This is a genomic window from Streptomyces sp. NPDC055962, from assembly GCF_042270185.1.
Taxonomy (GTDB): Bacteria; Actinomycetota; Actinomycetes; order Streptomycetales; family Streptomycetaceae; genus Streptomyces.
Map to the genome: position 1 here is coordinate 119,741 of NZ_JBHJYN010000010.1, position 22,534 is coordinate 142,274.

The 22,534-nt window shown below is 73.6% G+C and carries 21 protein-coding genes and 1 tRNA gene; 11 read left to right on the forward strand and 11 right to left on the reverse strand.

Annotated elements, in window-relative coordinates; all coding sequences use genetic code 11:
• Window position 1 precedes the first annotated feature (1 nt).
• From ACFC51_RS25970 to ACFC51_RS25990, 5 genes are all read left to right on the forward strand, one after another.
• The gene (locus tag ACFC51_RS25970) at window positions 2–1,714 is read left to right on the forward strand and encodes an ABC transporter permease subunit (protein WP_376531079.1); all 1,713 of its coding nucleotides are present in this window, start codon (window positions 2–4) and stop codon (window positions 1,712–1,714) included.
• Window positions 1,711–2,967 carry an MFS transporter gene (locus ACFC51_RS25975; protein ID WP_376531081.1) on the forward strand — a complete coding sequence of 419 codons (1,257 nt, stop codon included), beginning with the start codon at window positions 1,711–1,713 and terminating at the stop codon, window positions 2,965–2,967. The genes ACFC51_RS25970 and ACFC51_RS25975 overlap by 4 nt, the downstream gene beginning before the upstream one ends.
• Before the next feature lie 60 nt (window positions 2,968–3,027).
• Window positions 3,028–4,428: a cysteine--tRNA ligase gene (gene cysS, locus ACFC51_RS25980; protein ID WP_376368814.1), complete on the forward strand. Its 1,401-nt coding sequence runs from the start codon at window positions 3,028–3,030 to the stop codon at window positions 4,426–4,428.
• A gap of 105 nt (window positions 4,429–4,533) precedes the next feature.
• Window positions 4,534–5,490, forward strand: a complete 957-nt coding sequence (rlmB, locus tag ACFC51_RS25985) for a 23S rRNA (guanosine(2251)-2'-O)-methyltransferase RlmB (protein ID WP_376368815.1) — start codon at window positions 4,534–4,536, stop codon at window positions 5,488–5,490.
• Between the two features lie 699 nt (window positions 5,491–6,189).
• Window positions 6,190–7,830 (forward strand): DoxX family protein, encoded by a 1,641-nt coding sequence (locus ACFC51_RS25990; RefSeq protein WP_376368816.1) that lies wholly within the window; start codon window positions 6,190–6,192, stop codon window positions 7,828–7,830.
• 127 nt (window positions 7,831–7,957) lie between these two features.
• Here ACFC51_RS25990 and ACFC51_RS25995 read toward each other — a convergent pair whose 3' ends face one another.
• The 3 genes from ACFC51_RS25995 to ACFC51_RS26005 all read right to left on the reverse strand — a co-directional run bounded on the left by ACFC51_RS25995 (window position 7,958) and on the right by ACFC51_RS26005 (window position 10,516).
• Window positions 7,958–8,677, reverse strand: coding sequence for an NDP-sugar synthase (locus tag ACFC51_RS25995; protein ID WP_376368817.1), 720 nt, complete (start codon window positions 8,675–8,677; stop codon window positions 7,958–7,960).
• Window positions 8,678–8,713: 36 nt separating this feature from the next.
• The gene (locus ACFC51_RS26000) at window positions 8,714–9,127 is read right to left on the reverse strand and encodes a hypothetical protein (protein ID WP_376368818.1); all 414 of its coding nucleotides are present in this window, start codon (window positions 9,125–9,127) and stop codon (window positions 8,714–8,716) included.
• Window positions 9,128–9,379: 252 nt separating this feature from the next.
• On the reverse strand, window positions 9,380–10,516 hold the full coding sequence (locus ACFC51_RS26005) for an ABC transporter ATP-binding protein (protein WP_099174120.1): 1,137 nt from the start codon (window positions 10,514–10,516) through the stop codon (window positions 9,380–9,382).
• Between the two features lie 177 nt (window positions 10,517–10,693).
• On the opposite strand from ACFC51_RS26005, the gene ACFC51_RS26010 reads away from it, so the two are divergent.
• A tRNA-Thr gene (locus tag ACFC51_RS26010) sits at window positions 10,694–10,768 on the forward strand.
• A 62-nt stretch (window positions 10,769–10,830) separates the two neighbouring features.
• The gene (locus ACFC51_RS26015) at window positions 10,831–11,088 is read left to right on the forward strand and encodes a hypothetical protein (protein WP_376531083.1); all 258 of its coding nucleotides are present in this window, start codon (window positions 10,831–10,833) and stop codon (window positions 11,086–11,088) included.
• A 370-nt stretch (window positions 11,089–11,458) separates the two neighbouring features.
• On the opposite strand, the gene ACFC51_RS26020 is transcribed toward ACFC51_RS26015, so the two are convergent.
• The 3 genes from ACFC51_RS26020 to ACFC51_RS26030 all read right to left on the reverse strand — a co-directional run bounded on the left by ACFC51_RS26020 (window position 11,459) and on the right by ACFC51_RS26030 (window position 14,208).
• Window positions 11,459–11,824: a hypothetical protein gene (locus ACFC51_RS26020; RefSeq protein ID WP_376531085.1), complete on the reverse strand. Its 366-nt coding sequence runs from the start codon at window positions 11,822–11,824 to the stop codon at window positions 11,459–11,461.
• 75 nt (window positions 11,825–11,899) lie between these two features.
• Window positions 11,900–12,595: a TNT domain-containing protein gene (locus ACFC51_RS26025; RefSeq protein WP_376368821.1), complete on the reverse strand. Its 696-nt coding sequence runs from the start codon at window positions 12,593–12,595 to the stop codon at window positions 11,900–11,902.
• Window positions 12,596–12,816: 221 nt separating this feature from the next.
• Window positions 12,817–14,208 (reverse strand): NAD(P)/FAD-dependent oxidoreductase, encoded by a 1,392-nt coding sequence (locus tag ACFC51_RS26030; RefSeq protein WP_376368822.1) that lies wholly within the window; start codon window positions 14,206–14,208, stop codon window positions 12,817–12,819.
• A 63-nt stretch (window positions 14,209–14,271) separates the two neighbouring features.
• Between ACFC51_RS26030 and ACFC51_RS26035 the strand changes: the two genes are divergently transcribed.
• Both ACFC51_RS26035 and ACFC51_RS26040 read left to right on the forward strand, forming a co-directional pair.
• Window positions 14,272–15,180 (forward strand): aminoglycoside phosphotransferase family protein, encoded by a 909-nt coding sequence (locus ACFC51_RS26035; protein WP_376531087.1) that lies wholly within the window; start codon window positions 14,272–14,274, stop codon window positions 15,178–15,180.
• Window positions 15,181–15,217: 37 nt separating this feature from the next.
• Window positions 15,218–15,694 (forward strand): GNAT family N-acetyltransferase, encoded by a 477-nt coding sequence (locus ACFC51_RS26040; RefSeq protein WP_376368824.1) that lies wholly within the window; start codon window positions 15,218–15,220, stop codon window positions 15,692–15,694.
• 210 nt (window positions 15,695–15,904) lie between these two features.
• Here the strand turns inward: ACFC51_RS26040 and ACFC51_RS26045 are convergent, their stop codons facing one another.
• Window positions 15,905–16,894 carry a zinc-binding dehydrogenase gene (locus ACFC51_RS26045; protein ID WP_376531090.1) on the reverse strand — a complete coding sequence of 330 codons (990 nt, stop codon included), beginning with the start codon at window positions 16,892–16,894 and terminating at the stop codon, window positions 15,905–15,907.
• Window positions 16,895–16,972: 78 nt separating this feature from the next.
• Window positions 16,973–18,169, reverse strand: coding sequence for an FAD-dependent oxidoreductase (locus tag ACFC51_RS26050; protein ID WP_376531092.1), 1,197 nt, complete (start codon window positions 18,167–18,169; stop codon window positions 16,973–16,975).
• A gap of 107 nt (window positions 18,170–18,276) precedes the next feature.
• Between ACFC51_RS26050 and ACFC51_RS26055 the strand changes: the two genes are divergently transcribed.
• Window positions 18,277–18,975: a pentapeptide repeat-containing protein gene (locus ACFC51_RS26055; protein ID WP_376531094.1), complete on the forward strand. Its 699-nt coding sequence runs from the start codon at window positions 18,277–18,279 to the stop codon at window positions 18,973–18,975.
• Between the two features lie 50 nt (window positions 18,976–19,025).
• Here the strand turns inward: ACFC51_RS26055 and ACFC51_RS26060 are convergent, their stop codons facing one another.
• From ACFC51_RS26060 to ACFC51_RS26070, 3 genes are all read right to left on the reverse strand, one after another.
• Window positions 19,026–19,523 carry a hypothetical protein gene (locus ACFC51_RS26060; protein ID WP_376368828.1) on the reverse strand — a complete coding sequence of 166 codons (498 nt, stop codon included), beginning with the start codon at window positions 19,521–19,523 and terminating at the stop codon, window positions 19,026–19,028.
• A gap of 102 nt (window positions 19,524–19,625) precedes the next feature.
• Complete coding sequence (locus tag ACFC51_RS26065) at window positions 19,626–20,258, reverse strand: response regulator (RefSeq protein ID WP_376368829.1); 633 nt, start codon at window positions 20,256–20,258, stop codon at window positions 19,626–19,628.
• Entirely contained in the window at window positions 20,255–21,508 is a 1,254-nt protein-coding gene (locus tag ACFC51_RS26070) for a sensor histidine kinase (protein ID WP_376531202.1), read from the reverse strand. The genes ACFC51_RS26065 and ACFC51_RS26070 overlap by 4 nt, the downstream gene beginning before the upstream one ends.
• A 443-nt stretch (window positions 21,509–21,951) precedes the next feature.
• Between ACFC51_RS26070 and ACFC51_RS26075 the strand changes: the two genes are divergently transcribed.
• Window positions 21,952–22,509, forward strand: coding sequence for a heme-binding protein (locus tag ACFC51_RS26075; protein WP_376368831.1), 558 nt, complete (start codon window positions 21,952–21,954; stop codon window positions 22,507–22,509).
• Window positions 22,510–22,534 lie beyond the last annotated feature (25 nt).

Below are 22,534 nucleotides of genomic sequence, written 5' to 3' on the forward strand. Positions count from 1 at the left end.
CGTGACGTACGTGGCCGGACGGCTCGGCGCGCTCCTGGCCGTCGTCGCCGCCATCGGCCTGCTGCCCTGGCTGACCCGCACCGATCCGGCGCTGACGATCCTGCACGCCCGCTACGCCGACCGTCCGCCCACACCGGCCGTGCTCGACGCGATCCGCGCGGAGACCGGGCTCGACGGCGGACCGGTGCACGTCCTCGGCGGCTGGGCCTCCGGGGTGCTCCGCGGCGACCTGGGGGAGTCCTGGGTCTCCGGGCAGCCGGTCGGCCCCGACGTGACGTCCGCGCTCGGGGTCTCCCTCTCCCTGATGGGCGCCTCGCTCGCCGTCGCCGTCCTCCTGGCTCTCGCGCTCGCGGCCGGAACACTGAGGCGGGGCGCCCGACGGCGGCTCGTCACCACCCGGGCGGGCGTCGGCGCCGCCGCGCTCGCCGCGCTGCCCGAATTCCTCCTCGCTGCCGTCCTGGCCACCGTCCTCTCCGTACAGCTGGGCTGGTTCCCCGCACTCGGCTGGGGCGGAGCCGGTCAGGCGGTCCTGCCCGCGCTCGCCATGGGCCTCCCCGCCGGTGCGCTGCTCGGGCGGCTGCTGGACGACGCGCTGCCCGCCGCGTTCGCCGAACCCTGGGCGCGAGCCGCCACCGCCCACGGCATGCCCGCCCGCCGGATCGCGGCCCATGCCCTTCGCCGCGTCCTGCCCGCACTGCTGCCGCAGCTCGGCCTCGTGGTCGTCGGGCTCACCGGGGGCGCGGTCGCCGTGGAGACGCTCTACGCCGTTCCCGGACTCGGCGGCACGGCCCTGGCCGCCGCCCTGGCCCAGGACCTGCCCGTCCTCCAGGCCTGCGTGCTGCTCCTGCTCCTCCTCGGCGTCGCCGCCGGGCTGGCGGCCCGGCTCGCCTCCAGGACGCTGCTCGGCCCCGCCCGCACCGACGGCGCGCTCCCCCCTCTCGTCGCACCGTCCCTTCCCGTCCGGCGCGCGGTGCCCGTCGCCGCGGTGCTCGTGGCGGCGTCGCTCCTGGCCGTCACCGTCGCGGGGCTGCTGCGCGACCCCCTGAACACCGACGCCGCCGCCCGCCTCGCGTCACCCTCGGCGGCCCATCCACTCGGCACCGACTCGCTGGGCCGCGACATCCTCGCCCGGCTCGGCCACGGGGCGGCGACCACCGTCCTCATGGCGGTCTGCGTCGGCGCCGTCACCCTGGTCCTCGGGCTGCTCGCGGGGGCGGCCCGCGCCGGGGCCCTCACCGAGACGGCCAACGCGCTGCCCGCCGTCCTGGCCGGCCTCGTCGTCGCGGGTGCCGTGGGCCCCGGCCCCTGGGGCGCGGCGGCGGCCGTCGCCGCCGTCGCCTGGGCCCCGCTCGCCGCCCACACCTCCGCGCTGTACGCACAGGAACGAGCCGCTCCGCACGTCGCCGTCGCCCGCGCCCTCGGCGCCGGGCCCTGGCACCGGCTGCGCCGCCACATCCTGCCGGGCGTCCTGCCGCCGGTCGTACGCCATGCCGTCCTGCGCGTGCCCGCCATCGCCCTGGCGCTCGCGTCCCTCGGTTTCCTCGGACTCGGGACGCCCGCGCCCGCACCGGAGTGGGGCCGCATGCTGTCGGAGAACATGTCCTACGCGGAGCGGGCCCCCTGGGCCGTCCTGGCCCCCGCCGCCGCGCTCGCGGCCCTCGGCGTCCTCGCGGTGCTCACCTCGGCCGCCGTACGCGGACGGGGACGCGGGTGACGACGGCCCCGGCGGGTCCGAGGCCGGGTGTGCTGCCGGGCCTCACGCCCTACCTCCGGCTCCTGACCGCCACCCAGTTCGCCTTCAACACCGGCTTCTACGCGGTCCTGCCCTACCTCGCGGTCCACCTCGGCGACGGGCTCGGCATGGCGGGGTGGCTCGTCGGGCTCGTGCTCGGCCTGCGCACCTTCAGCCAGCAGGGCCTCTTCGTCGTCGGCGGCGCCCTCACCGACCGCTACGGTCCCAGGCCGGTCGTCCTCGCCGGCTGCGTCCTGCGCATCGCCGGCTTCTGCTGGCTCGCCGGGGCGGGCTCCACCGTCACCGTCATCGGCGCCGTGCTCCTCATCGGCTTCGCCGCCGCCCTGTTCTCACCGGCCGTCGAGTCCGAGACCGCCAGGGCCGCCGTCGCCCACGAGAGCGCGACGGGGACGCCGCGCGCCCAGGTGCTCGCCGTGTTCTCCGCCGCCGGCCAGGCCGGCGCCTTCCTCGGGCCGCTGCTCGGCAGTCTGCTGCTCCTCCTGGGCGGCGGATTCCGGACGGCGTGCCTCGCCGGGGCCGTGGTCTTCGTCGGCGTGCTCGCCGGACACGCCCGCCTCATGCCCCGCCGGCCCCGCCGGGTCCGTACCGCCGGAGAGGGCGCCGCTGCGGTCCGGCACGTCTTCACCGACGGACCCTTCCTCGTGCTCTGCCTCGTCTTCAGCACCTACCTCGTCTCCTACAACCAGCTCTATCTCGCCCTCCCGGAGGAGGTCGAGCGGGCCACCGGCTCACAGGGCGCGCTCGGGTGGCTCTTCGCGCTCTCCTCCCTGCTCGTCGTCGTCGCCCAGCTGCCGCTGAGCCGCTGGTCCGCCCGCCGCCTCGCACCCCGGACCGCCGTCACCGCAGGTCTGGCCGTCGTCTCCGCCGGATTCGCCGCGGTGCCCCTCGCGCCGGACGGGCCCGCCGGGCTGCTCCCGGCGGCGTCGCTCGTCGTGCTGCTCACGCTCGGCCAGATGCTGCTGGTCCCGGCCGTCCGGGGACTCGTTCCCGACCTGGTGGACGACGCCCGGCTCGGACTCGCCACCGGTGCGCTGTCCTCCGTCTCCGGCCTGGCCGTCCTCGGGGGCAGCGCCGCCACCGGAACCCTCCTCGACACGCCCGGTCCGGTCCTGTGGGCGGTGCTCGCCGCCGTCCCTCTCACCGGTGCGGCGCTCGCCCTCACCCTGGCCGGCGGCCGGCGCGCGACGGCCGCCGTCGCCGACGTCACCGATTAGTTGTGACACGTTTTCCACAGGGGGCGCTGGGCACTGGTGCGGGCCCACTACCCTTGAGGGGTGACTATTCGCCTGTACGACACCGACGCCCGGCAGATCCGTGACTTCGTCCCGCTCACAGCGGGTTGTGTCTCGATCTACCTCTGCGGCGCGACTGTCCAGGCCGCCCCGCACATCGGGCACATCAGGTCCGGGCTGAACTTCGACATCATGCGCCGCTGGTTCGAATACCGCGGCTACGACGTGACGTTCATCCGGAATGTCACCGACATCGACGACAAGATCATCAAGAAGTCCGCCGAGCAGGGCCGCCCCTGGTGGGCCATCGGCTACGAGAACGAGCGCGCGTTCAACGCGGGCTACGACGCCCTGGGATGCCTCCCGCCCACGTACGAACCGCGGGCCACCGGCCACATCACCGAGATGGTCGAGATGATGCGCGGCCTCATCGAGCGCGGCCACGCCTACGAGGCCGACGGCAACGTCTACTTCGACGTGCGCTCGTACGAGGGATACCTGGAGCTCTCCAACCAGGACCTCGACGACCTGCGTCAGCCCTCCGGCGACAACGAGACCGGCAAGCGCGACAAGCGCGACTTCGCCATGTGGAAGTCGGCGAAGCCCGGTGAGCCCAGCTGGGAGACCCCGTGGGGCCGCGGCCGTCCCGGCTGGCACCTGGAGTGCTCCGCGATGGCGCACAAGTACCTCGGCACCGCCTTCGACATCCACGGCGGCGGCATCGACCTGATCTTCCCGCACCACGAGAACGAGATCGCCCAGGCCAAGGCCTTCGGTGACGAGTTCGCGAAGTACTGGGTGCACAACGGCTGGGTCACCATGTCCGGCGAGAAGATGTCGAAGTCCCTCGGCAACTCCGTGCTGGTCAGCGAGATGATCAAGGCATGGCGCCCGATCGTCCTGCGCTACTACCTGGGCACCCCGCACTACCGGTCCATGATCGAGTACAGCGAGGAGGCCCTGCGCGAGGCCGAGTCCGCGTTCGCGCGGATCGAGGGCTTCGTCCAGCGCGTCGTGGAGAAGGCCGGGGGACCGGTCGAGGCCGCCCCCGAGGTGCCGCCGGCCTTCGCCGAGGCCATGGACGACGACCTCGGTGTCCCTCAGGCGCTGGCGATCGTCCACACCACGGTCCGGCAGGGCAATTCCGCCCTCGCCGCCGACGACAAGGAAGCCGCCGTCGCCCGCCTCGCCGAGGTCCGTGCGATGCTCGGCGTCCTCGGCCTGGACCCGCTCGACCCGCACTGGGCGGGCGAGAGCGACCGCGGCGAGGATCTGCACGGCGTCGTCGACACCCTCGTACGGCTCGTGCTCGACCAGCGCCAGTCGGCCAGGGCGCGCAAGGACTGGCCCGCCGCCGACGCCATCCGCGACCAGCTCAACCAGTCCGGCCTCGTCATCGAGGACAGCCCCACCGGACCCCGGTGGACGCTCGGACCGCGCTGAGCGGCCCTCGCACCCTGCGTGAGCAGCGCAAATGTGCCGCCCGGCCGTCCGGGCGGCACACTTTCACTTGACGACGTTTTTCTGAAGCAACGAAACAGGTAGGTCATGGCCGGGAACAGCCAGCGCAGGAACCGCCGCACGTCCAACAAGAAGGGCATGCAGGTCGGCAGCGGCGGTAACCGACGCCGTGCTCTCGAAGGCAAGGGACCGACGCCGCCCGCCTCCGCCCGCAAGGGACACAAGAAGAACAGGGTGGCGAACGCCCAGGCCAAGCAGGCCGCGGCACGCCGTCCCGCCCCGCGCCGTGGTGGCGCCAAGGGCACGTCGGAGATGGTGGTCGGCCGCAACCCGGTCTTCGAGGCACTGCGTGACGGCGTGCCCGCGACCACCCTCTACGTCCAGCAGTACATCGACAACGACGAGCGGGTCCGCGAGGCCCTCCAGCTCGCCGGTGAGCGCGGCAACATCCACCTCATGGAGGCGCCGCGCCCCGAGCTCGACCGGATGACGAACGGCCTGAACCACCAGGGCCTCGTCCTCCAGGTCCCGCCGTACGAGTACGCGCACCCGGAGGACCTCACCGCCGCTGCGTACGACAACAACGAGGACCCGCTGATCGTCGCCCTCGACGGCGTCACGGACCCCCGCAACCTCGGCGCGATCGTCCGCTCCGTCTCCGCCTTCGGCGGCCACGGCGTCGTCGTGCCCGAGCGCCGCGCGGCCGGTATGACCGCCGGAGCGTGGAAGTCCTCGGCGGGCACCGCCGCGCGTACGCCCGTCTCCCGTGTCACCAACCTGACCCGGGCCCTGGAGGGCTACCAGAAGGCCGGCCTCACCGTGGTCGGTCTCGCCGCCGACGGCGAGCACACCGTCGAGGACCTGCAGGAGCTGGAGGGCCCCGTCGTCATCGTCATCGGCAGCGAGGGCAAGGGGCTGGGCCGTCTCGTCGGCGAGACCTGCGACTACCGGGTCCGGATCTCCATGCCGGGCGGTGCCGAGTCCCTGAACGCCGGTGTCGCCGCCGGCATCGTGCTCTACGAGGTGGCCCGCCGCAGGGCCTGAGCCCCGTGCTGCGCCGCCGGGATCCGGGCCCCGGGTCCCGGCGGCGGTTGCAGCGGAGCGGCGGTGGTTCCGCCGGGCGTCCGTCCGGGAGGCGCACCCTGGCGCGGTGCGTCGGCGGGTGACGGGCGCCTCGTCGGGTGACGCGGTGCGTCGTCGGTACCGTGCCCCTGCGGGGGCTCGGGACCGTGCCCCCTGCGGGGGCGGCGCCCGTACTGGTTGTGTTCGCGGGGGCGACACCCGTTCGGGCCGCGTCCTCGTGGAGGCGGCCCCGCCCGGAACGTGGCCGCCGCGCGTTGGCCCACCCTGCCTGGAACGTGTCCCCCGCGCGTTCGCCCACCCCACCCGGAACGTGTCCGCCGGTTCGCCCCCTCGGGCCGGGCGGCGTACGTCACCTGTCCGCACGGCGCCGGACGCCGTACGGCACCCGGCCCCCGCAGCCGCACGCCCCCGCAGGGGACACCTGGCGGTGTCGGACCGGCCCGCGGGCCTGGAGGGGCGCCCGGAGGCCGGTGCCCCGGCCGCACGACTCCCGGGCCGAAGAGCCTGCGACCCGCCGGAGATCCGCCCGCGGTCCGCCGGAGATCCGCCCGCGACCCACGCGTACGGAGCGCGTGGACCCGTCCGGTGCGGAGGGGTGTTGACGGGTCTCGGACACAGGACGCGTCAAGGCAGTGTCCTAATCACACATCACTCGGTTAGATGAGTGTGGACACCAGAACGCCTCGGTTCGACGACCAACCCGCCCTGAGCATGACGAAGGTGGACAGCGACCCCGCGCAGGTCATCGTCAGCCACGCCAGCTTCCGGGTGCAGCTCGCCCCGGGTCAGCGCACCCGTCTGCGCCCCGTGGGCTCCGCCGGGCCGGTCAGGATCCCCGCCATGGGCGGGGCCGGGAGCCGAAGGCGGGCTCCCGTCGTCTGGAGCGGCAGGTCCGAGCCGGGCGACCCCGGAGCGACCGGGCTCCTGCAGGCCGTACGGAACTCCACCGCCGGCCACCTCGACACCCGGACGGGCGGCGACTTCGGAGCGGGCTACGACGACGGGGGCGGCGGCACCCAGGTCATCCCGCGCCTGGACGAGACCCAGCCCAACCCCGTGCTCCTCGCACCGCATCGGCCGGGCGGCGGGCGCACCGGGCCGCTGCTGCCGCCCATGCGGCAGGCGGTCGGAGCCTACGACTCCGCCGAGCCGCCGGCCCGCGACGCGTACGACCTCACCTACGACGACGACTCCGGCGCCGAGGGACGAAGCGGCAGTTCCGGGGAACGACGCCACGCGGGCGACACCGTCCGGCACGCCTACTACCCGGGCCGCCGGATGAACCTGGGCGTCGTCCTCCTGCCGCTGCGCGTCATCCTCGGATTCCTCTCCATCTACGCCGGCATGGGCAAGCTCTGCGACCCCGCCTACTTCGACGGCGGCGACCGCGGCTCGATGGTCAAGTGGCTGACCTCGCTGCACCCCTGGGCCGCGGCCGAACCCCTCCGCGACTTCGCTCTCTCCCACCCCGTCGCAGCAGGGCTCTCCGTCGCCTTCCTCCAGATCGTCGTCGGTGTCCTCACCGTCCTCGGACTCTGGCAGCGGGTCGCCGCGGCCTTCGGCGTCCTGCTCTCCGCCGCCATCCTGGTGACGGTCAGCTGGCGCACCGCCGCCGCCTACAACACACCGGACATCATCCTGCTGGCGGCGTGGAGCCCCCTCGTCATCGCGGGTGCACCCGTCTACTCCCTCGACGGACGCCTCGCGGGCGAGGCCTGGCGCACGCTCGGGCCGCGCTCCGAGATCTGGGACCTCCGCCGCCGGGTGCTGCGTCGCGGCTCGGTGGTCGCCACGGTCGTCGTCGGTCTCACCCTGCTGGTCGGCTCGATGCTCGGCGGGGCCGTGCGCTCCACCGAGGTCGTCACCGTGCCTGGCCCGGACAGCTACCCGACCAACCAGCTGCCCGGCTCCCCGCTCCCCGGCGAGAACAAGGGCAAGAAGCGCAAGCCCTCCATGACCCCGGAGAACCGCACGCCCGAGACGTCCCCCTCCAGCGCACCCGGTACCCCGTCGGCCGAGGAGTCCACGCCGGGCTCCGAGTCCTCGCGTGACTCCGGACCGACGGCCGGGGCGAGCACGGGCCAGCCCAGCCAGACCCAGGGCACCGGCCAGGCACCCCCGCAGGAGCCGGCTCCGCAGGAGCCCCCGACCGGGGACAGCGGTCCCAGCTCGTCCGGATCCGCGAGCTCGGGCGGCACCACCGGCGGCTCGGACGGCGGCGGGACCGGCGGCGGCTCCGACGGTGGTTCCTCCTCCGGCGGAGGAGCCGGACAGAACCCCATCGGCGGCCTGCTGGGCTGACACCTCCCCCGCACACCACGAGGGCGGCCACCGGACATCCGGTGGCCGCCCTCGCGTACGTACGGGGGACGGGTGGCAGCGCGTGCAGGGAGCGGCGGGTCGGCCCCCGTACGTACGCGGGCGGGGCTCAGCCGCCCGTGTGGGCGCCCAGCTCCTTCGCCGCCTCGGTGAGGTCCTTCGCGGTGTCGATGGCCCGCCAGTACGCCCCGTGCGGCAGCGGGAACCCTGCGAGCCGGCGCTCGCGGGCGAGCCGGGGGAACGTGGTCCGCTCATGGTCGCCGCGGTCCGGCAGCATCTCCGTGAAGGCGGGCGCGAAGACGTACACGCCGGCGTTGATCAGATACGGCGACGGCGGCGACTCGATGAAGTCGGTGATGTGCCCGAACGCGTCCGTCTCCACCGCGCCCCACGGGATCCGCGGGCGGGCGAGCGCGAGCGTCGCGGTGGCGTCGCGCTCGGCGTGGAAGGCCGCCATCTCCCGCAGGGAGAAACGGGTCCAGATGTCACCGTTGGTCGCGTACCAGGGCTCCGACGGATCCGGCAGCCGCGTCGCGGCATGCTTGAGACCGCCGCCCCGGCCCAGAGGCTCGGTCTCGACGACGGTCGTGACGCGCAACGGAAGATCGGCCGAGTCCAGCCACTCCCGCAGGACATCGGCGAGATGGCCGCACGAGATCACGGCGTCGGTGACGCCCTCGGCGGCCAGCCAGGACAGCTGATGGCCGATGATCGGGGTCCCGGTCCCCGGGATCTCGACCATCGGCTTGGGGCGGTCATCGGTGTACGGGCGCAGCCGCGAGCCCTGACCACCCGCCAGGATCACGGCCTGCGTCGGATACGTATGCATGCCAGGCACGATATGCCGTGCCCGGACGGGCCCGGCTCAGCTGAACTGTGCGACGCCCGAGGCGAAGGAGGTGTCGCAGACCGGCCGGGAGAAGCGGTGGGCGCGCGTCGGACCGTACTGGTCGACGGCGGCCTTGCCGAGCGCCCTGGCGATCGACATGCAGTGCTTCGCCAGCGAGGGACGTCCCTCGACGGTGCGCTGGAGGCTGGTCAGTGCGACACCCGGGTCCTTCTCACGGAGCTCCAGCAGGAGCTTGTCCCGCAGGATGTCCTGAGGGGCCCGGGCCTTCGCCTGCTTGGAGACGGTCTCCGAGGCGGCGGTCAGCAACTGGGTCTCGGTGTCCTGCCCCGACCACTGCACACGGGTGACCGCGAGGGTCCCGGACAGCACCATGACGACGGGCAGTACGAGGGCGAGGGTTCGGCCGATGCGGCGCGCGGTGTGGGTCACGCAGGCGAGCGTAGCGGGCAGTGATGACTCGGCGACATTTCGTCACCCTTGCGGGGGATGGTTCGAGTGGCCTTTTCGAATCAAGCGTTGACGAGTCGGGGTGAATTGACCGGAGTGCCAGGGTATTTGGCGTCCGCGGCATCCGAAACCCGATCCTGCGGGCGACACGCGAACGGCCCCGCGTCCGGGGGACGCGGGGCCGTTGCGGCTTGATCGGGTGGATCCGACGGGTCGTGTGGGACCCGACGCGGATCAGTCGGTCAGACGCTCACCGGTCGACGTGGCGAAGACGTGCAGCTCGTCCGGGCGGGGTACGACGTGCAGCTCGGTGCCCTTCTCCGGGACGGCGCGGCCGCCGACGCGGACGACCAGGTCCTTGTGCTCGCCACCGACCTGCGCGGCACCGTAGACGAAGCCGTCGGCGCCGAGCTCCTCGACGACGTTGACGGAGACGGCCAGGCCGGCCGGGGCGTCGGACGAGGCCTTGGAGAGGCCGGTCGCGGCGGCGCCACCGTGCTCGACGATGTCGAAGTGCTCCGGGCGGATGCCGACCGTGACGGTGGTGTCACCGCGGTTCGCGGCGGCGGTGAGCGCCTCGCGGGAGACCGGGACGACGCTGTTGCCGAACTTCACGCCACCGTCGGTGATCGGGACCTCGACGAGGTTCATCGCCGGCGAGCCGATGAAGCCGGCGACGAAGAGGTTCGCCGGGCGGTCGTACATGTTGCGCGGCGAGTCGACCTGCTGGAGCAGACCGTCCTTGAGGACCGCGACGCGGTCACCCATGGTGAGGGCCTCGACCTGGTCGTGGGTGACGTACACGGTGGTGATGCCGAGGCGGCGCTGCAGCGAGGCGATCTGCGTACGCGTCGACACGCGGAGCTTGGCGTCGAGGTTCGACAGCGGCTCGTCCATGAGGAAGACCTGCGGCTCACGCACGATGGCGCGGCCCATCGCCACACGCTGGCGCTGACCACCGGAGAGCGCCTTCGGCTTGCGGTCCAGGTAGTCGGTGAGGTCCAGCATCTTGGCGGCCTCTTCGACCTTCGCCCGGATCTCGGTCTTGTTCACACCGGCGATCTTCAGGGCGAAGCCCATGTTGTCCGCGACGGACATGTGCGGGTAGAGCGCGTAGTTCTGGAACACCATGGCGATGTCCCGGTCCTTCGGGGGCAGGTGCGTGACGTCGCGGTCACCGATGCGGATCGCGCCGCCGTTGACGTCCTCGAGACCCGCGAGCATGCGCAGGGAGGTCGACTTGCCACAACCGGAAGGACCGACGAGGACGAGGAACTCGCCGTCCTCGATGTCGATCTCGAGCTGGTCCACAGCCGGCTTCGTGGAGCCGGGGTAGACGCGGGACGCCTTGTCGAACGTGACACTGGCCATGGCGATTCTTCTCCTCCACCGGCAGGAACGTGCCGGACGATCCGAGTAAGGGAGTGGTGTGGTCCACTGGAGTGAACCTGAGGTGACGCTACCTGGCGTTTTCGGATCTGTCAGTAGTCCGAGGTCCCGAATATCGAGCAGGTTCCGCCCTCGACGTTGGTTACACTGCTCCCGCACGCCTCCTTAGCTCAGTCCGGCCAGAGCAACGCACTTGTAATGCGTAGGTCGTCGGTTCGAATCCGACAGGGGGCTCCGAGAAACCCCAGGTCAGACAGCATCTGACCTGGGGTTTTCTGTTCAGCGAACGCGCCTGCGTGAGTGGTCCGGCGGCTGCCTGGCCGCGTCCTGGTCTCGGTCGTGCTCTCCGGCGCCGGTTCCGGGGCGACGGCAAAGCGGAGTTGTTCGTCGGAGCAGCCGGCGAGAACAACTCCACGGGCGCCGTTTGGGTCCTCCCTGGCGGAACCTCCGGACCGACAGCCGCGGGAAGCCGTTTGTTCACCGCGTCCTCCGTCGGCCTCACCCAGCAAAGCAGCACCCTCCTGGGCGGCAACGGGCCGCTCTGGGTGATCTGACACGGCGTACGGGTGGGTACACAGCCCTCACAGGATCCGGCGCGCTCCCAGGGGCGCGACGTCGCGGGCTGCGCTCCGGATCACCCGGCGCGCTGCTCGACGGATACCGGGCGGCGCTCCGGGTGCCGCTCGCCGCGGCTCTGCTCGCGACGCTCGTCAGCGCTTTCGGACTGCGCTCCCGCCGGTCCGGTGAGCCGGGGGTGACCGCCTCGGGTGAACCGCCCGCCGTACGGCCACACGTCCGACGGCCTTGCGCCCGGTGACCGTGCGCCCGGATTGCCCGCCGCCCGCTGACACCCGGGGGCCACCGGTGTCCGGGGCACCCTCCTCAGCCGCGTCCCCGACATCGCCGGGAGGGCGGTGTGCAGGGTCAGGAGCGGGGTGGTTCCCCGGTGTTCCGGCCGGGGGCCCGTTCGAAGTCCTCCTCGGCGCGGCGCTGGATCTCGTCGGCGTCGGCCAGAAGGCGGTCGACGCGTTCGGGGCCGCCCGGGACCGGGGGCGGGACGTCGGTGAGGGTGTCGTACAGGTAGGTGCAGGCCTCCGCCTCGGTGCCGAAGCGCGCGATCACCTCGTCCGCGCCGCGCTGGCGGAGGAGCACCGGCCATGTGGTCCCCTCCGGGCGCAGGACGTAGTAGGCGTCCAGTTGGAGCGCCACGGGGTGGACGCCCGGGATCTCGTACAGCGCGTCCGGGACCCCCTCGCGGCGCAGACGGGCGGTGAGCTCGGTCCTGTTCAACTCGTGGGTTCCCCTCCTACGCGCCTGGGCGGGCCCCGGCTGTGCCGGGACCCGCCCAGGAGAGTGCGGTCGTGATCAGTTCAGGGCTTCGAGCTTCTCCGCGGTGACCAGCTCCGAGACCCGCTGGCTCGTCTTGTACTGGATGCCCAGACCGGGCTGCCCGAACCAGGGCCGGATGCGCCCCGCTTCCACGGTGAACGCCTCCTCCACCCGGTACAGGTGGTAGCTGTACGGGTAGTCGTTGGTGTAGCGGTCGAGGTTGCTCGGCGGGATGGCGCGCTTGGCGTACGGAGTCCCGGCGGGGGCGAGGAAGTTGCCGCGCCCGCTGCCGAACAGGTCGACCAGCTGCCCGACGCGCAGCGTCAGGGTCTTCTTCACGGGGTCGCCGGACCGGTCGAGGACGAAGCCGTCGTTGTCCGGGTACCACCAACCGGACTCGCCCGTCACCGGGTTGGTCTGCCAGTAGCACCCGAGGAACCAGTACGCCGAGGTCGGGCCCGTACGGTCGTAGCCCCGCAGCATCGCCCCGATGGCGCCGGTCCTCGGCAGGACACGGGGGCCGAGCCGCCAGTCGTCGAGGTAGTACTGCTCCAGCGCCGGGTTGGGCGCTCCGGCCGTGCCCCGCGTCCGGCCGTCGGTCGGGCAGTGGGCTCGGGGGCGGGCGGCGGTGCCGGTCCCGGTGCCTGTGTCGGCATGGGCCGCCGGCACCGGGCCGACGAGGAGGAGGAGCGAGGCGATCGCGCTCCAGGCGATGTTCCGCAGCACCCGCATGGAATCCGGTCCCTTCTCATGGCCCGCGCGGACCGGGGACCGGCACGCGGGCGTCGAGGTCGCGCCAGGGCGCCCCGCGAGAGGGCCGCCGTGATGTGGTGACCATCAGTCAAGGGGGCCCGGAAGCACGCGCGGGGCGAAGGATGCGCGCCGTCACCCGCACGGAGTCGCATGTTCTCCTGATTGGCCTAGGACGGGCCGGACGTCCGGTTCGCGGCCGGTCAGTGGCGTCCCGCGATGCGGTCCGCCGCCTTCGCGAGGCGGTCGGTGCCGAGGTGCGGTGACGCGGCCTCGCGGCGGTCGGCGGCGCGGTAGGCGGCGTAGAGGGTGTGGACCCCCAGCCAGCGGAAGGGTTCGGGCTCCCAGCGGCGGACCCGGTGGTTGACCCACGGGAGCGCGGTCAGGTCCGTGGCGCCGCCCTGGCCGGAGTCCTGCTGGATCAGGTCGCGCAGGGTGCGGGCCGCGAGGTTGGCGGTGGCGACGCCCGAGCCGACGTAGCCGCCCGCCCAGCCGAGGCCGGTGCTGCGGTCCAGGGTGACGGTGGCGCACCAGTCGCGGGGGACGCCGAGCACCCCGGACCAGGCGTGGTCGATGCGGGTGCCCGCGGTGGTGGGGAAGAAGCGGACCAGCAGGTCGCGCAGGGCCTCGACGGTCTCGGGCCGGGTGCGCCCGTCGTTGTCGGTCGCCGAGCCGTAGCGGTAGGGGACGCCCCGGCCGCCGAGGGCGATGCGGTCGTCGGCGGTGCGCTGCGCGTACATGTAGGCGTGGGCCATGTCGCCGAGCGTCTCGCGGCCGTCCCAGCCGATGGTGTCCCAGAGGGCCTTGGGCAGCGGCTCGGTGACGATCATGGAGGAGTTCATCGGGAGCCAGGTGCGGCGGTGCCCCTTGAGGCCCGCGGTGAAGCCCTCGGTGCAGCGCAGCACGTACGGGGCGCGGACCGTGCCGTAGGGGGTGACGGCGTGCTTGGGCTTGATCTCGGTGACGGGGGTCGACTCGTGGATCGTGACGCCGAGGGCTTCGACGGCGTCGGCGAGGCCCTTGACGAGCTTGGCCGGGTGCAGGCGTGCGCCGTGCGGGGTCCAGCTGGAGCCGACGGCTCCGCTGACGCGGACGCGTTCCGCCGTCTCGCGGGCGCCGCGCAGGACGCGGTCGGTCTCGCCGAAGGCGATCTCCACGGAGTGGAAGTCCTTGAGCCGGGCGAGCTGCGAGGGGGTGTGGGCGACTTCGAGGACGCCGCCGTGGTGGATGTCGGCGTCGATGTTCTCCTCGCCGGCGATGCGGATGACCTCGCCGACGGTGTCGTTCATGGCCTGCTGGAGGCGTACGGCGGCGTCATGGCCGTGGAGTCGGGCGTAGCGGGCGCGGCCCGCGATGCCGTTGTACAGCCAGCCGCCGTTGCGGCCGGAGGCGCCGTAACCGCAGAACTTGGCTTCCAGGACGGTGATGTTGAGGAAGGGGACGGCCTTCTTGAGGTAGTACGCCGTCCAGAGCCCGGTGTAGCCGCCGCCGACGATGCAGACGTCGGCCGAGCTGTCGCCGGGCAGGGGCTCGCGTGGAGAGGGGGTGCCCTCGTGCGCGTACCAGAACGAGATGCCGCCGTTGACGGTGTTCATGTGTCCCCTGTTTGTCCGTGTGCAGCCCAGTCGCTGGAGGGACGGTACCTCTAGGCTCGCGGTGTGATCGAGGTGCCGGATGACCTGACGGTGAATCTGCGGACTCACGGCGGTGGGGCGGGTGAGGCGTTCGCCGCTGCGCTGCCCGGGCTCGCCGGGAGGTTCCTGGAGGAGTGGGGGCTGCGGCCCGACGGGGCCGCGATGTCCGGGATGTGTGCGCTGGTGCTGCCGGTGGTGCGGGAGGCGGACGGCCGCCGGGCGGCGCTGAAGCTCCAGATGCTGGACGAGGAGACGGCGGGGGAGCCCGTCGCGCTGCGGATCTGGGGTGCGGCCGGTGCCGGGACGGTGGCCCTGCTGGAGCACGAAGCCGCGACCGGGACGATGCTGCTGGAACGGCTCGACGAGCGGCGTCCGCTGACGGGCGTCGCGGATGCCCGGGCGGCGGTGCGCGTGCTCGCGGATTCGCTGGTCCGGCTGGCGGGGGTGCCGGCACCGGTGGGGATGCGGAGGCTGGAGGAGGTCGCCGCGCGGATGCTGGAGGCGGCGCGGGGGGCAGTGGCGGACGCGGCGGACGCGGGCGAGCGGCGGCTGCTGCTGGACTGCGCGGCGGCGGTGCGGGAGGTGGCGGGGGAGCCGGGCGACCGCCTGCTGCACTGGGACCTGCACTACGACAACATCCTGGCCGGGCGCGCGGAGGACGGCCGGGCGGGGGAGTGGGTGGTGCTGGACCCGAAGCCGCTGGGCGGAGACCCGGGGTTCGAGCTGTTCCCCGCCCTGGACAACAGGTTCGACGCGTCCGAGGTGCTGTGGAGGTTCGACCTGCTGTCCGGGGCGCTGGGTCTGGACCGTGAGCGGGCGAGGGCCTGGACGCTGGGGCGGGTGCTGCAGAACGGGCTGTGGGGGGCCCGGGGCGGGTGGCGGATGGCGCCGCACCATGCGGAGATCGCCCGGCGGCTGCTGGGGCGCAATTGAGGGGCACGAGGCCGGCCCGCCTGTTTAGGCTGCCCTCATGATTCGCACAGCCACACCCGAAGACGTCCCCGCCCTCCACGCCATGGTCCGGGAGCTCGCCGATTACGAGAAGGCGCTCGACGAGGCGAACGCCACCGAGGAGCAGTTGCACGAGGCCCTGTTCGGCGAGCGGCCGGCCGCCTACGCGCACATCGCGGTGTCGGACGACGACGGCGAAGTGGTCGGGTTCGCACTGTGGTTCCTCAACTTCTCGACGTGGCGCGGGGTGCACGGCGTGTATCTGGAGGACCTCTACGTGCGCCCGGAGCGGCGCGGCGGTGGTCATGGGAAGGCGCTGCTGAGGGAGCTGGCACGGATCTGCGTGGAGCGCGGTTACGGGCGCCTGGAGTGGTCGGTGCTGAACTGGAACGCCCCGTCCATCGCGTTCTACGAGTCGTTGGGCGCGCGCCCTCAGGACGAGTGGACGGTGTACCGGCTCACGGACGGGGCGCTGGCGGAGCTCGGCGCGGCCTGAGCCGCGCGGTCCGGGCCGTCAGGACCTGAGCCGTCGCGGTCCGAGCCGTCGCTACCCGAGGCCGGGCACCACACCTGCGGGCGTCCCGGGGCGGGGCCGGGGGTTGCCCACGCGGGGGGACGCCGCCCGGTCGGTGGCGCTCACGCCTGGGGCGCTGCCCGGACGCCGCCCGGTCGGTGGCGCTCAGGAGGCCCCGGGACGGGCGCGGCTTCACGGTACGAGGACGACCTTCCCCATCGTGCCCCGGGTCTCCAGGGCGCGGTGGGCGGCCGCCGCCTCGGCCAGCGGGAAGAGCTGGACGGCGGGCCGGAGGCGGCCTGCGGCGGCCTCGGCGAGGGAACGCGTCTCCAGGGTCCTCATCCCGCCGCCCTTCTCGATCATGGCCGGGCCCAGGACGCTCCGGGACGTGATGCCGCGCTCGGCGAGCTCCTCCGCGCCGAAGGAGAGAGCCCGGCCGCCGGAGCTGCCGTACACGAGGTGCTGGCCGCCCTTGCCCAGGAGGTCGACGGCGGCGCGGGCGGTGATCCCTCCGACCGAGTCGAAGACGACGCCGGCCGGGCGGCCGAGGGCTTCGAGGTGCGAGCGGACGCGGCGCGGCCAGTCGGGGAGGGTGTAGTCGACGGCGAGGCCGGCTCCGTTCGCCGCGACGCGGGCGACCTTCGCGGGGCCGCCCGCCAGGCCGATGACATCGGCTCCGGCGTTTCCCGCGGCCTGGACGAGGAGGGTGCCGATGCCGCCGGCCGCGGCGGTGACGACGGCGACGGAACCGGGGCCGAGGTCGGTGAACCCCAGGATGCCCAGGGTGGTGCGGCCCGTGCCGATCATGGCGACGGCCTCGGCGGCGTCGAGTCCCTCGGGGAGCGGGTGGAGCTTCTCGGCGTCGACGACGGCCAGTTCGGCGTAGCCGCCGGGTGCCGCGCCGAGGTGCGCGACGACCTCGCGGCCGAGCCAGCCGGGATCGGTGCCCTCGCCGAGCGACTCGACGGTGCCCGCGATCTCACGGCCGGGGACGGTCGGCAGCCGGGCGGCGGTGGATCCGTAGGGGCCGGGCCTGCCTTCGCGCAGGTGGGTGTCGAGGAGGTGCACCCCGGCCGCGGCCACGGCGACACGGACCTGGCCGGGAGCGGGCACGGGGTCCTCGGTCCGTTCGTGGACGAGGTTCTCCGCGGGGCCGAAGGCATGGAGGCGGATGGCGAGCATGGCGGGTCTCCCGAGGGGTGGTGAGGAGCCGGCCGGCGGCCGGTGCTCCCCACCCTCCGACCTCAGGTGCGGTTGAGGTCAAGAGCCTCCTGCCGCGCGCGGGGTGCCGGGCGTGCTTCCGCCGAGAAGCCCCACCGCCAGGACCGCCGCTTCGATGCCGCTCGCGAACGAGACCTCGCTGAGGAGTCCGGGGGCGGCGACCTGGTCGCCCGCGAGCAGGAATCCGTCGCCGCGGTCGACGGCGGGCCGGTCGCGCCACGTCGTACCGGGCTTGTCGACGGCGCCGGTCCGGCCGGAGGCGAGGGCTTCGCGGCGCCAGGTGGTGCGGTCGCGCCAGCCGGGGAAGCCGAGGTCGAGCAGGTGCTCGGCGCGGCGTACGGCGTCGGCACGAGGGGCTTCGGGGGCGAGGGGGATCTGGGCCTGGACGAGCTGCTCGCCCGAGGGGGCGAGGGTCGGGTCCTGGGCGGTGAAGCGTTCGATCCAGCCGGGTGCGTCGAGGTCGGAGACGATGAACGGGTCGCCGCGCCGGGTCCGCAGGGCCAGGTCGAGCAGGGCGGTCCTCCCGCTGTCCCAGATCAGGGACGGGTCCCCCAGGAGGGTGCGGGCGGAGTCCAGTTGGGTGGCCACGATCACCGGCCCGTCCCGTCGGAGGCCGGCCAGGTCGCCGGGGCCGACGCGTCCGCCGGTCTCGATGCGCACACCGAGGCGCCGTGCGTGGGAGGCCATCCGCTCGACGAGCCGCGCCCAGCCGCCGACGGGGTAGCGGGCCTCCGGCGGCAGCGCGGTCGCGCGGCGCAGCCTTTCCTGGACGAAGGCCGCGGAGAGCGCGCCGGGGTCGTGATGGAAGAGGGCGACGCCCATGAAGTGCGCTGCCGCGCGGGCGCCCTCCTCGCCCACCCGCCCGGTCGCCCAGCTGTGGAAGTCGCTGTCGACGGGGGCCGGGCGCGGACCGCGTCGGGCGAGGCGCAGCAGGGCGAGGGGCGGGATCCTGCGCAGGGCGCCGTCGCGGTGGAAGAGGAAGCGGGTGCCTTCACGGGGCGGCACGGAGGCCAACGGGCCGAGGAGCCCCCGCTGTTCGAGCCAGGTCCGGTGCGGACCGCGGTGGTACAGGGCGTGCGGACCTTCGTTGGTGAGGTAGGGGCCGTCCGCGGTCCTGGCCCGTCCGCCCAGGGTGTGGTGGGCCTCGTGGAGGGTGACCGGGACGTGGGACTCGGCGGCGGTGACGGCGGCGGTCAGACCGGCCAGGCCGCCGCCGACGACGTGGATGCGCTGCATGGCTGGGGCTCCTCGCAGTGGGCGCTTCTGCACGGGGAACGGTGGAGCGGCCGGTTCCGTGGCACCGGTCCGGGGCGATGTCAGTGGTGTGCGTCACGATGGGGGGTATGGGTATGGCACGTACAGGCAACAAGAGCGGCAGGGGCGCGGGCGGCGGGGTGGCCGAGGCACGGCGTCCGGAGGTCCGGCTTCCGCCGCTGGCGGAGTACGACGGGGAGGGACTTGAGCCGGACGGGGACTACGACGGTGTGCGGTTCGAGGGGACGGACCTCGCCGACGCGTCGGGCCCCGGCGCGCGCTTCATGGACTGCGAGCTGCGGGGGTGCGCACTGGACCGCACGGAGCTGGTGCGGGCCAGGTTCATCGACTCGGTGCTGACGGGCGTGCGCGGTGTGGGCACGGATCTCGCGGGGGCGTCGCTGCGGGACGTGGAGGTCGTGGACGCGCGGCTGGGCGGGGTGCAGCTGCACGGTGCGGTGCTGGAGCGGGTGCTCGTGCGGGGCGGGAAGATCGATTACCTGAATCTCCGCAAGGCACGGCTGAAGGACGTCGTGTTCGAGGGCTGTGTGCTCTCGGAGCCGGATTTCGGGGAGGCGCAGCTGGTCCGGGTGGAGTTCCGTGACTGCGTGCTGAAGCGTGCCGACTTCAGCGCCGTGCGGATGGACTCCGTGGATCTCCGGACGGTCGCGGAGCTCGACATCGCTCGGGGGGTGGAGCGGCTGGCGGGCGCGGTGATCAGCCCGGCGCAGCTGATGGAGCTGGCCCCGGCCTTCGCGGCGCAGATCGGGGTGCGGGTGGAGGCATGACCTCGGCGCGGTGGTGAACGTGCCGAGCGTGGCCGGGGCTGCGGGTGCCGTCAGAGCCGGGGGAAGCGGGCCTGGAGGTCCCAGACGACCGGGTTGTCGGCGAGGCCTTCGTGCATGTCCGCCAGGTCGGCGATCAGGTCGTGCAGGAAATCGCGGGCTTCGCGGCGCAGCAGGGAGTGGCTGAAGGTGAGCGGGGGCTCCTCGCCCGGCATCCAGTCGGCCTCGACGTCCACCCAGCCGAAGCGGCGCTCGAAGAGCATCCGGTCCGACGATTCGGTGAAGTCGAGCTCGGCGTACTGCCGGCGGTGCGAGCGGCTGCCCCGGGGGTCGAGGTCGATCTGCTCGACGATGTCGCAGAGCGCCCAGGCGAAGTCGAGGACGGGGACCCATCCCCAGGCTGTGGACACTTCGCGGTCGGCCTTGGTGTCGGCGAGGTAGACGTCCCCGGAGAACAGGTCGTGCCGCAGGGCGCGGACATCCGCGCGGCGGTAGTCGGTCTGCGGGGGGTCCGGGAAGCGCCGGGAGAGGGAGTAGCCGATGTCGAGCACGGTTCGATGGTGTCATGCCCCGAGAGCGTCCCGCGCCGGGCGGCGGCGGCCGCGGGCCCACGGCCACGACGTGCGGCTGCGGCGCACGGCCGCCGGCGTCGCTCAGGGAAGGAGCCGTTGTTCCTTGGCGACGGCGACCGCTCCCGCCCGGGTGTCCACGTCGAGCTTCTCGTAGATCCGGCCCAGATGGGTCTTGACCGTGGCCTCGCTGATGAAGAGGGCACGGGCGATGTCACGGTTGCCGAGCCCTTGTGACAGCTGACCCAGGATGTCGAGTTCGCGCTCGGTCAGGGTGGGCCGGGGGCTGCGCATCCGGGCCATGACACGGCTGGCGACCGGCGGGGAGAGCGTGGTGCGTCCCTGGGCGGCGGCACGGATCGCGGCGAAGAGCTCCTCGGGGCGTTCGGCCTTCAGGAGGTAGCCGGTGGCACCCGCCTCGATGGCACGGGTGATGTCGGCGTCGGTGTCGTACGTGGTGAGGACGAGCACGTTGACGGTGCCGGTCCCGGCGGCGGTGATACGGCGGGTGGCTTCGACGCCGTCGATCCCGGGGCCCAGCTGGAGGTCCATGAGGACGACGTCCGGGGAGAGCCGGGCGGCGAGGGCGACGGCCTCCTCTCCGCTGCCGGCCTCGCCCACGACCTCGATGTCGGGCTCGCCGCCGAGGAGGGCGAGCAGCCCGGCCCGTACGACGGCGTGGTCGTCGCAGAGCAGGATCCGTACGGGCGGAGTCATGTGCGTTCCTCCGGGGAGGCCGGTGCGGCGGTGTGGGACAGGGGGACGGCGGCGGAGAGCACGGTGCCCTCGCCCGGTGCGGATTCGACGGTCAGGGTGCCGCCGAGCTGCTGGAGCCGGGCACGCATCGCCGGCAGTCCGTGGCCGCGTACGCCGTCGGACGGGCGGGGTGCGGGGTGGTCGGCGCCGAAACCCCGGCCGTTGTCGGCGATGTCGAGGACGACCCGGTCGTCGAGGTGGGTCAGGGTCAGCGCGGCGACGGTCGCCTCCGCGTGCTCGGTGACGTTCGCGAGGGCGCCCTGGGCGATTCGAAGCAGCGCCGACTGGACCCGGTCGGGAAGGGGCGCGGCGGGGGCGCCCTCCACATGGCAGCGGACGGTGAGGCCGCCGCGCGCCTGGGCGGTCTCACGGGCGGCGAGCGCGTCCAGCGCCGCCTCCAGCCCGCCGCCCTCCGCCAGGTCGGCGGGGGCCAGGTCGTGCACGAAGCGGCGGGCCTCGGCGAGGTTCCGCTCCGCGATGCCGGTCGCCGTCAGGACGTGGCGTCGGGCGGTGGCCGGGTCGGAGTCCCAGGAGCGGTCGGCCGCCTGGAGGAGCATCTGCTGGCTGGAGAGGCCCTGGGCGAGGGTGTCGTGGATCTCCATCGACAGCCGCTGGCGTTCGGCGAGGGTGCCTTCGCGGCGTTCGGTGGCGGCCAGTTCCCGCCGGGTGCGCAGCAGGTCGTCGATCAGTTCGCGCTGCCGTACGGCGAGGTCCCGCTGGCGTACGGCCTGACGCTGCATGTGGACGAACACGGCGGTGGCGACGGCGGCGACCGCCGGCGGGGCCAGGACGAGATTCGGGTCGAAGCCCGAGGCGAGCCGCAGCTGTGCGGCGACGACGAACAGGGTGAGCAGGGCGACGAGCGCCAGGGCGGCGCGCGGCGGCAGGATCCGCAGTCCCGTGTAGAAGAGCGGGACGGCGCACCACGCGAAGCTCGGCGCGAGGACGACCAGGACCATCCAGACCACGACGAGGACGCCGAGCCAGGTGAGCCGGCGTGGTGTCGGCCGGGAGCCGAGCACCGGACCGAGGAGGTAGAGGACGGCGAGCACGGCCGACAGCGCGATGATCCAGGGGGTGCGGGTCTCGCCGGGGTGGCGCATCAGGAAGCGCGCGAGCGAGGCACCGAGCAGCAGGAAGAAGGCGGCGTGCATCAGGAGGGCCAGCCACCGGGCGTCCGGATCGCCGGCCACCGGGTCGGGACCGCCCACCGGTGGCGGCTGCTCCGGACCGCCCTCCGGTGGCGGCTGCTCGGGACCGCCCTCCGGTGGCGGCTGCTCCGCGCCCGGTCCGGTTCCGTTCCGCCGCACCTCGTACCCCGCGCTCCCTCGACCGTTGCTCGCTGCTGGTCGCTGATGGCCCCGTTGACCTGACGGCCCCGTTGACCTGCGGGCCCCGTTGACCTGCGGGCCCCGGGGGCCCCGCCGGCCTGTGTTGCCGCCGCACCACCGGGCCGTTGCTGACCTGCGCGGACACCCCCATGGTCACCCCTCGGGGCCACCTCCGCATCAACCGATCGGCTGACGGTGCCGTCGGCCGACGTGGCTGCGGCTTCCATCCGGTACGCCGACGGTACGGGCCCGGATCCGGCCGGAGGATCGATAGCGGAAGCCACCCGGTTCGAGGCCGAGCCGCAATCACCCGAGGAGCCACCATGAAGAAGATGTCGCTGCGCACCCGTGTCCTGACCGGTGCCGTCGCCGCCGCAGCCCTGGGCGCCGGAACCTTCGGCGCGGTGTCCGCGAACGCGACCGCCCCGGCTGCCGCGCCCGCCGCGGCCGTGAAGGCCGACGCCGCGGACCGGAACCTCCAGCAGTCCACCCATCTGACCGTCGCCGCCGCGACCAAGGCCGCGCAGGCCGCTCTGGACGCCGCGAAGAAGGAGAACCAGCGCGTCTCGGTCGCCGTCGTCGACCGCAACGGCAACACCGTCGTCACCCTGCGCGGTGACGGCGCGGGCCCGCAGTCCCCCGAGTCCGCCGTGAAGAAGGCGTACACCGCCGTCTCCTGGAACGCGCCCACCTCCGAGCTGGTCAAGCGCCTGGAGCAGGCCCCGAACCTGAAGGACATCCCCGGCACCCTGTTCCTGGCCGGCGGTTCGCCGGTGCAGGTCAAGGGCGCGCCGGTGGCGGGCATCGGCGTCGCGGGGGCCCCGAGCGGCGACCTCGACGAGAAGTTCGCCGCTGCGGGCGTCGCGGCCGTCACCCGGTAGCCGCACGGGCCCGGGCGCGGGTCGC

Coding starts and splice junctions, on each gene's coding strand:
- rlmB (WP_376368815.1), top strand. CDS start 4,534: ATGGCCGGGAACAGCCAGCGCAGGAACCGCCGCACGTCCAACAAGAAG.
- ACFC51_RS25990 (WP_376368816.1), top strand. CDS start 6,190: ATGAGTGTGGACACCAGAACGCCTCGGTTCGACGACCAACCCGCCCTG.
- ACFC51_RS25995 (WP_376368817.1), bottom strand. CDS start 8,677: ATGCATACGTATCCGACGCAGGCCGTGATCCTGGCGGGTGGTCAGGGC.
- ACFC51_RS26005 (WP_099174120.1), bottom strand. CDS start 10,516: ATGGCCAGTGTCACGTTCGACAAGGCGTCCCGCGTCTACCCCGGCTCC.
- ACFC51_RS26025 (WP_376368821.1), bottom strand. CDS start 12,595: ATGCGGGTGCTGCGGAACATCGCCTGGAGCGCGATCGCCTCGCTCCTC.
- ACFC51_RS26030 (WP_376368822.1), bottom strand. CDS start 14,208: ATGAACACCGTCAACGGCGGCATCTCGTTCTGGTACGCGCACGAGGGC.
- ACFC51_RS26040 (WP_376368824.1), top strand. CDS start 15,218: ATGATTCGCACAGCCACACCCGAAGACGTCCCCGCCCTCCACGCCATG.
- ACFC51_RS26045 (WP_376531090.1), bottom strand. CDS start 16,894: ATGCTCGCCATCCGCCTCCATGCCTTCGGCCCCGCGGAGAACCTCGTC.
- ACFC51_RS26050 (WP_376531092.1), bottom strand. CDS start 18,169: ATGCAGCGCATCCACGTCGTCGGCGGCGGCCTGGCCGGTCTGACCGCC.
- ACFC51_RS26055 (WP_376531094.1), top strand. CDS start 18,277: ATGGGTATGGCACGTACAGGCAACAAGAGCGGCAGGGGCGCGGGCGGC.
- ACFC51_RS26065 (WP_376368829.1), bottom strand. CDS start 20,258: ATGACTCCGCCCGTACGGATCCTGCTCTGCGACGACCACGCCGTCGTA.
- ACFC51_RS26075 (WP_376368831.1), top strand. CDS start 21,952: ATGAAGAAGATGTCGCTGCGCACCCGTGTCCTGACCGGTGCCGTCGCC.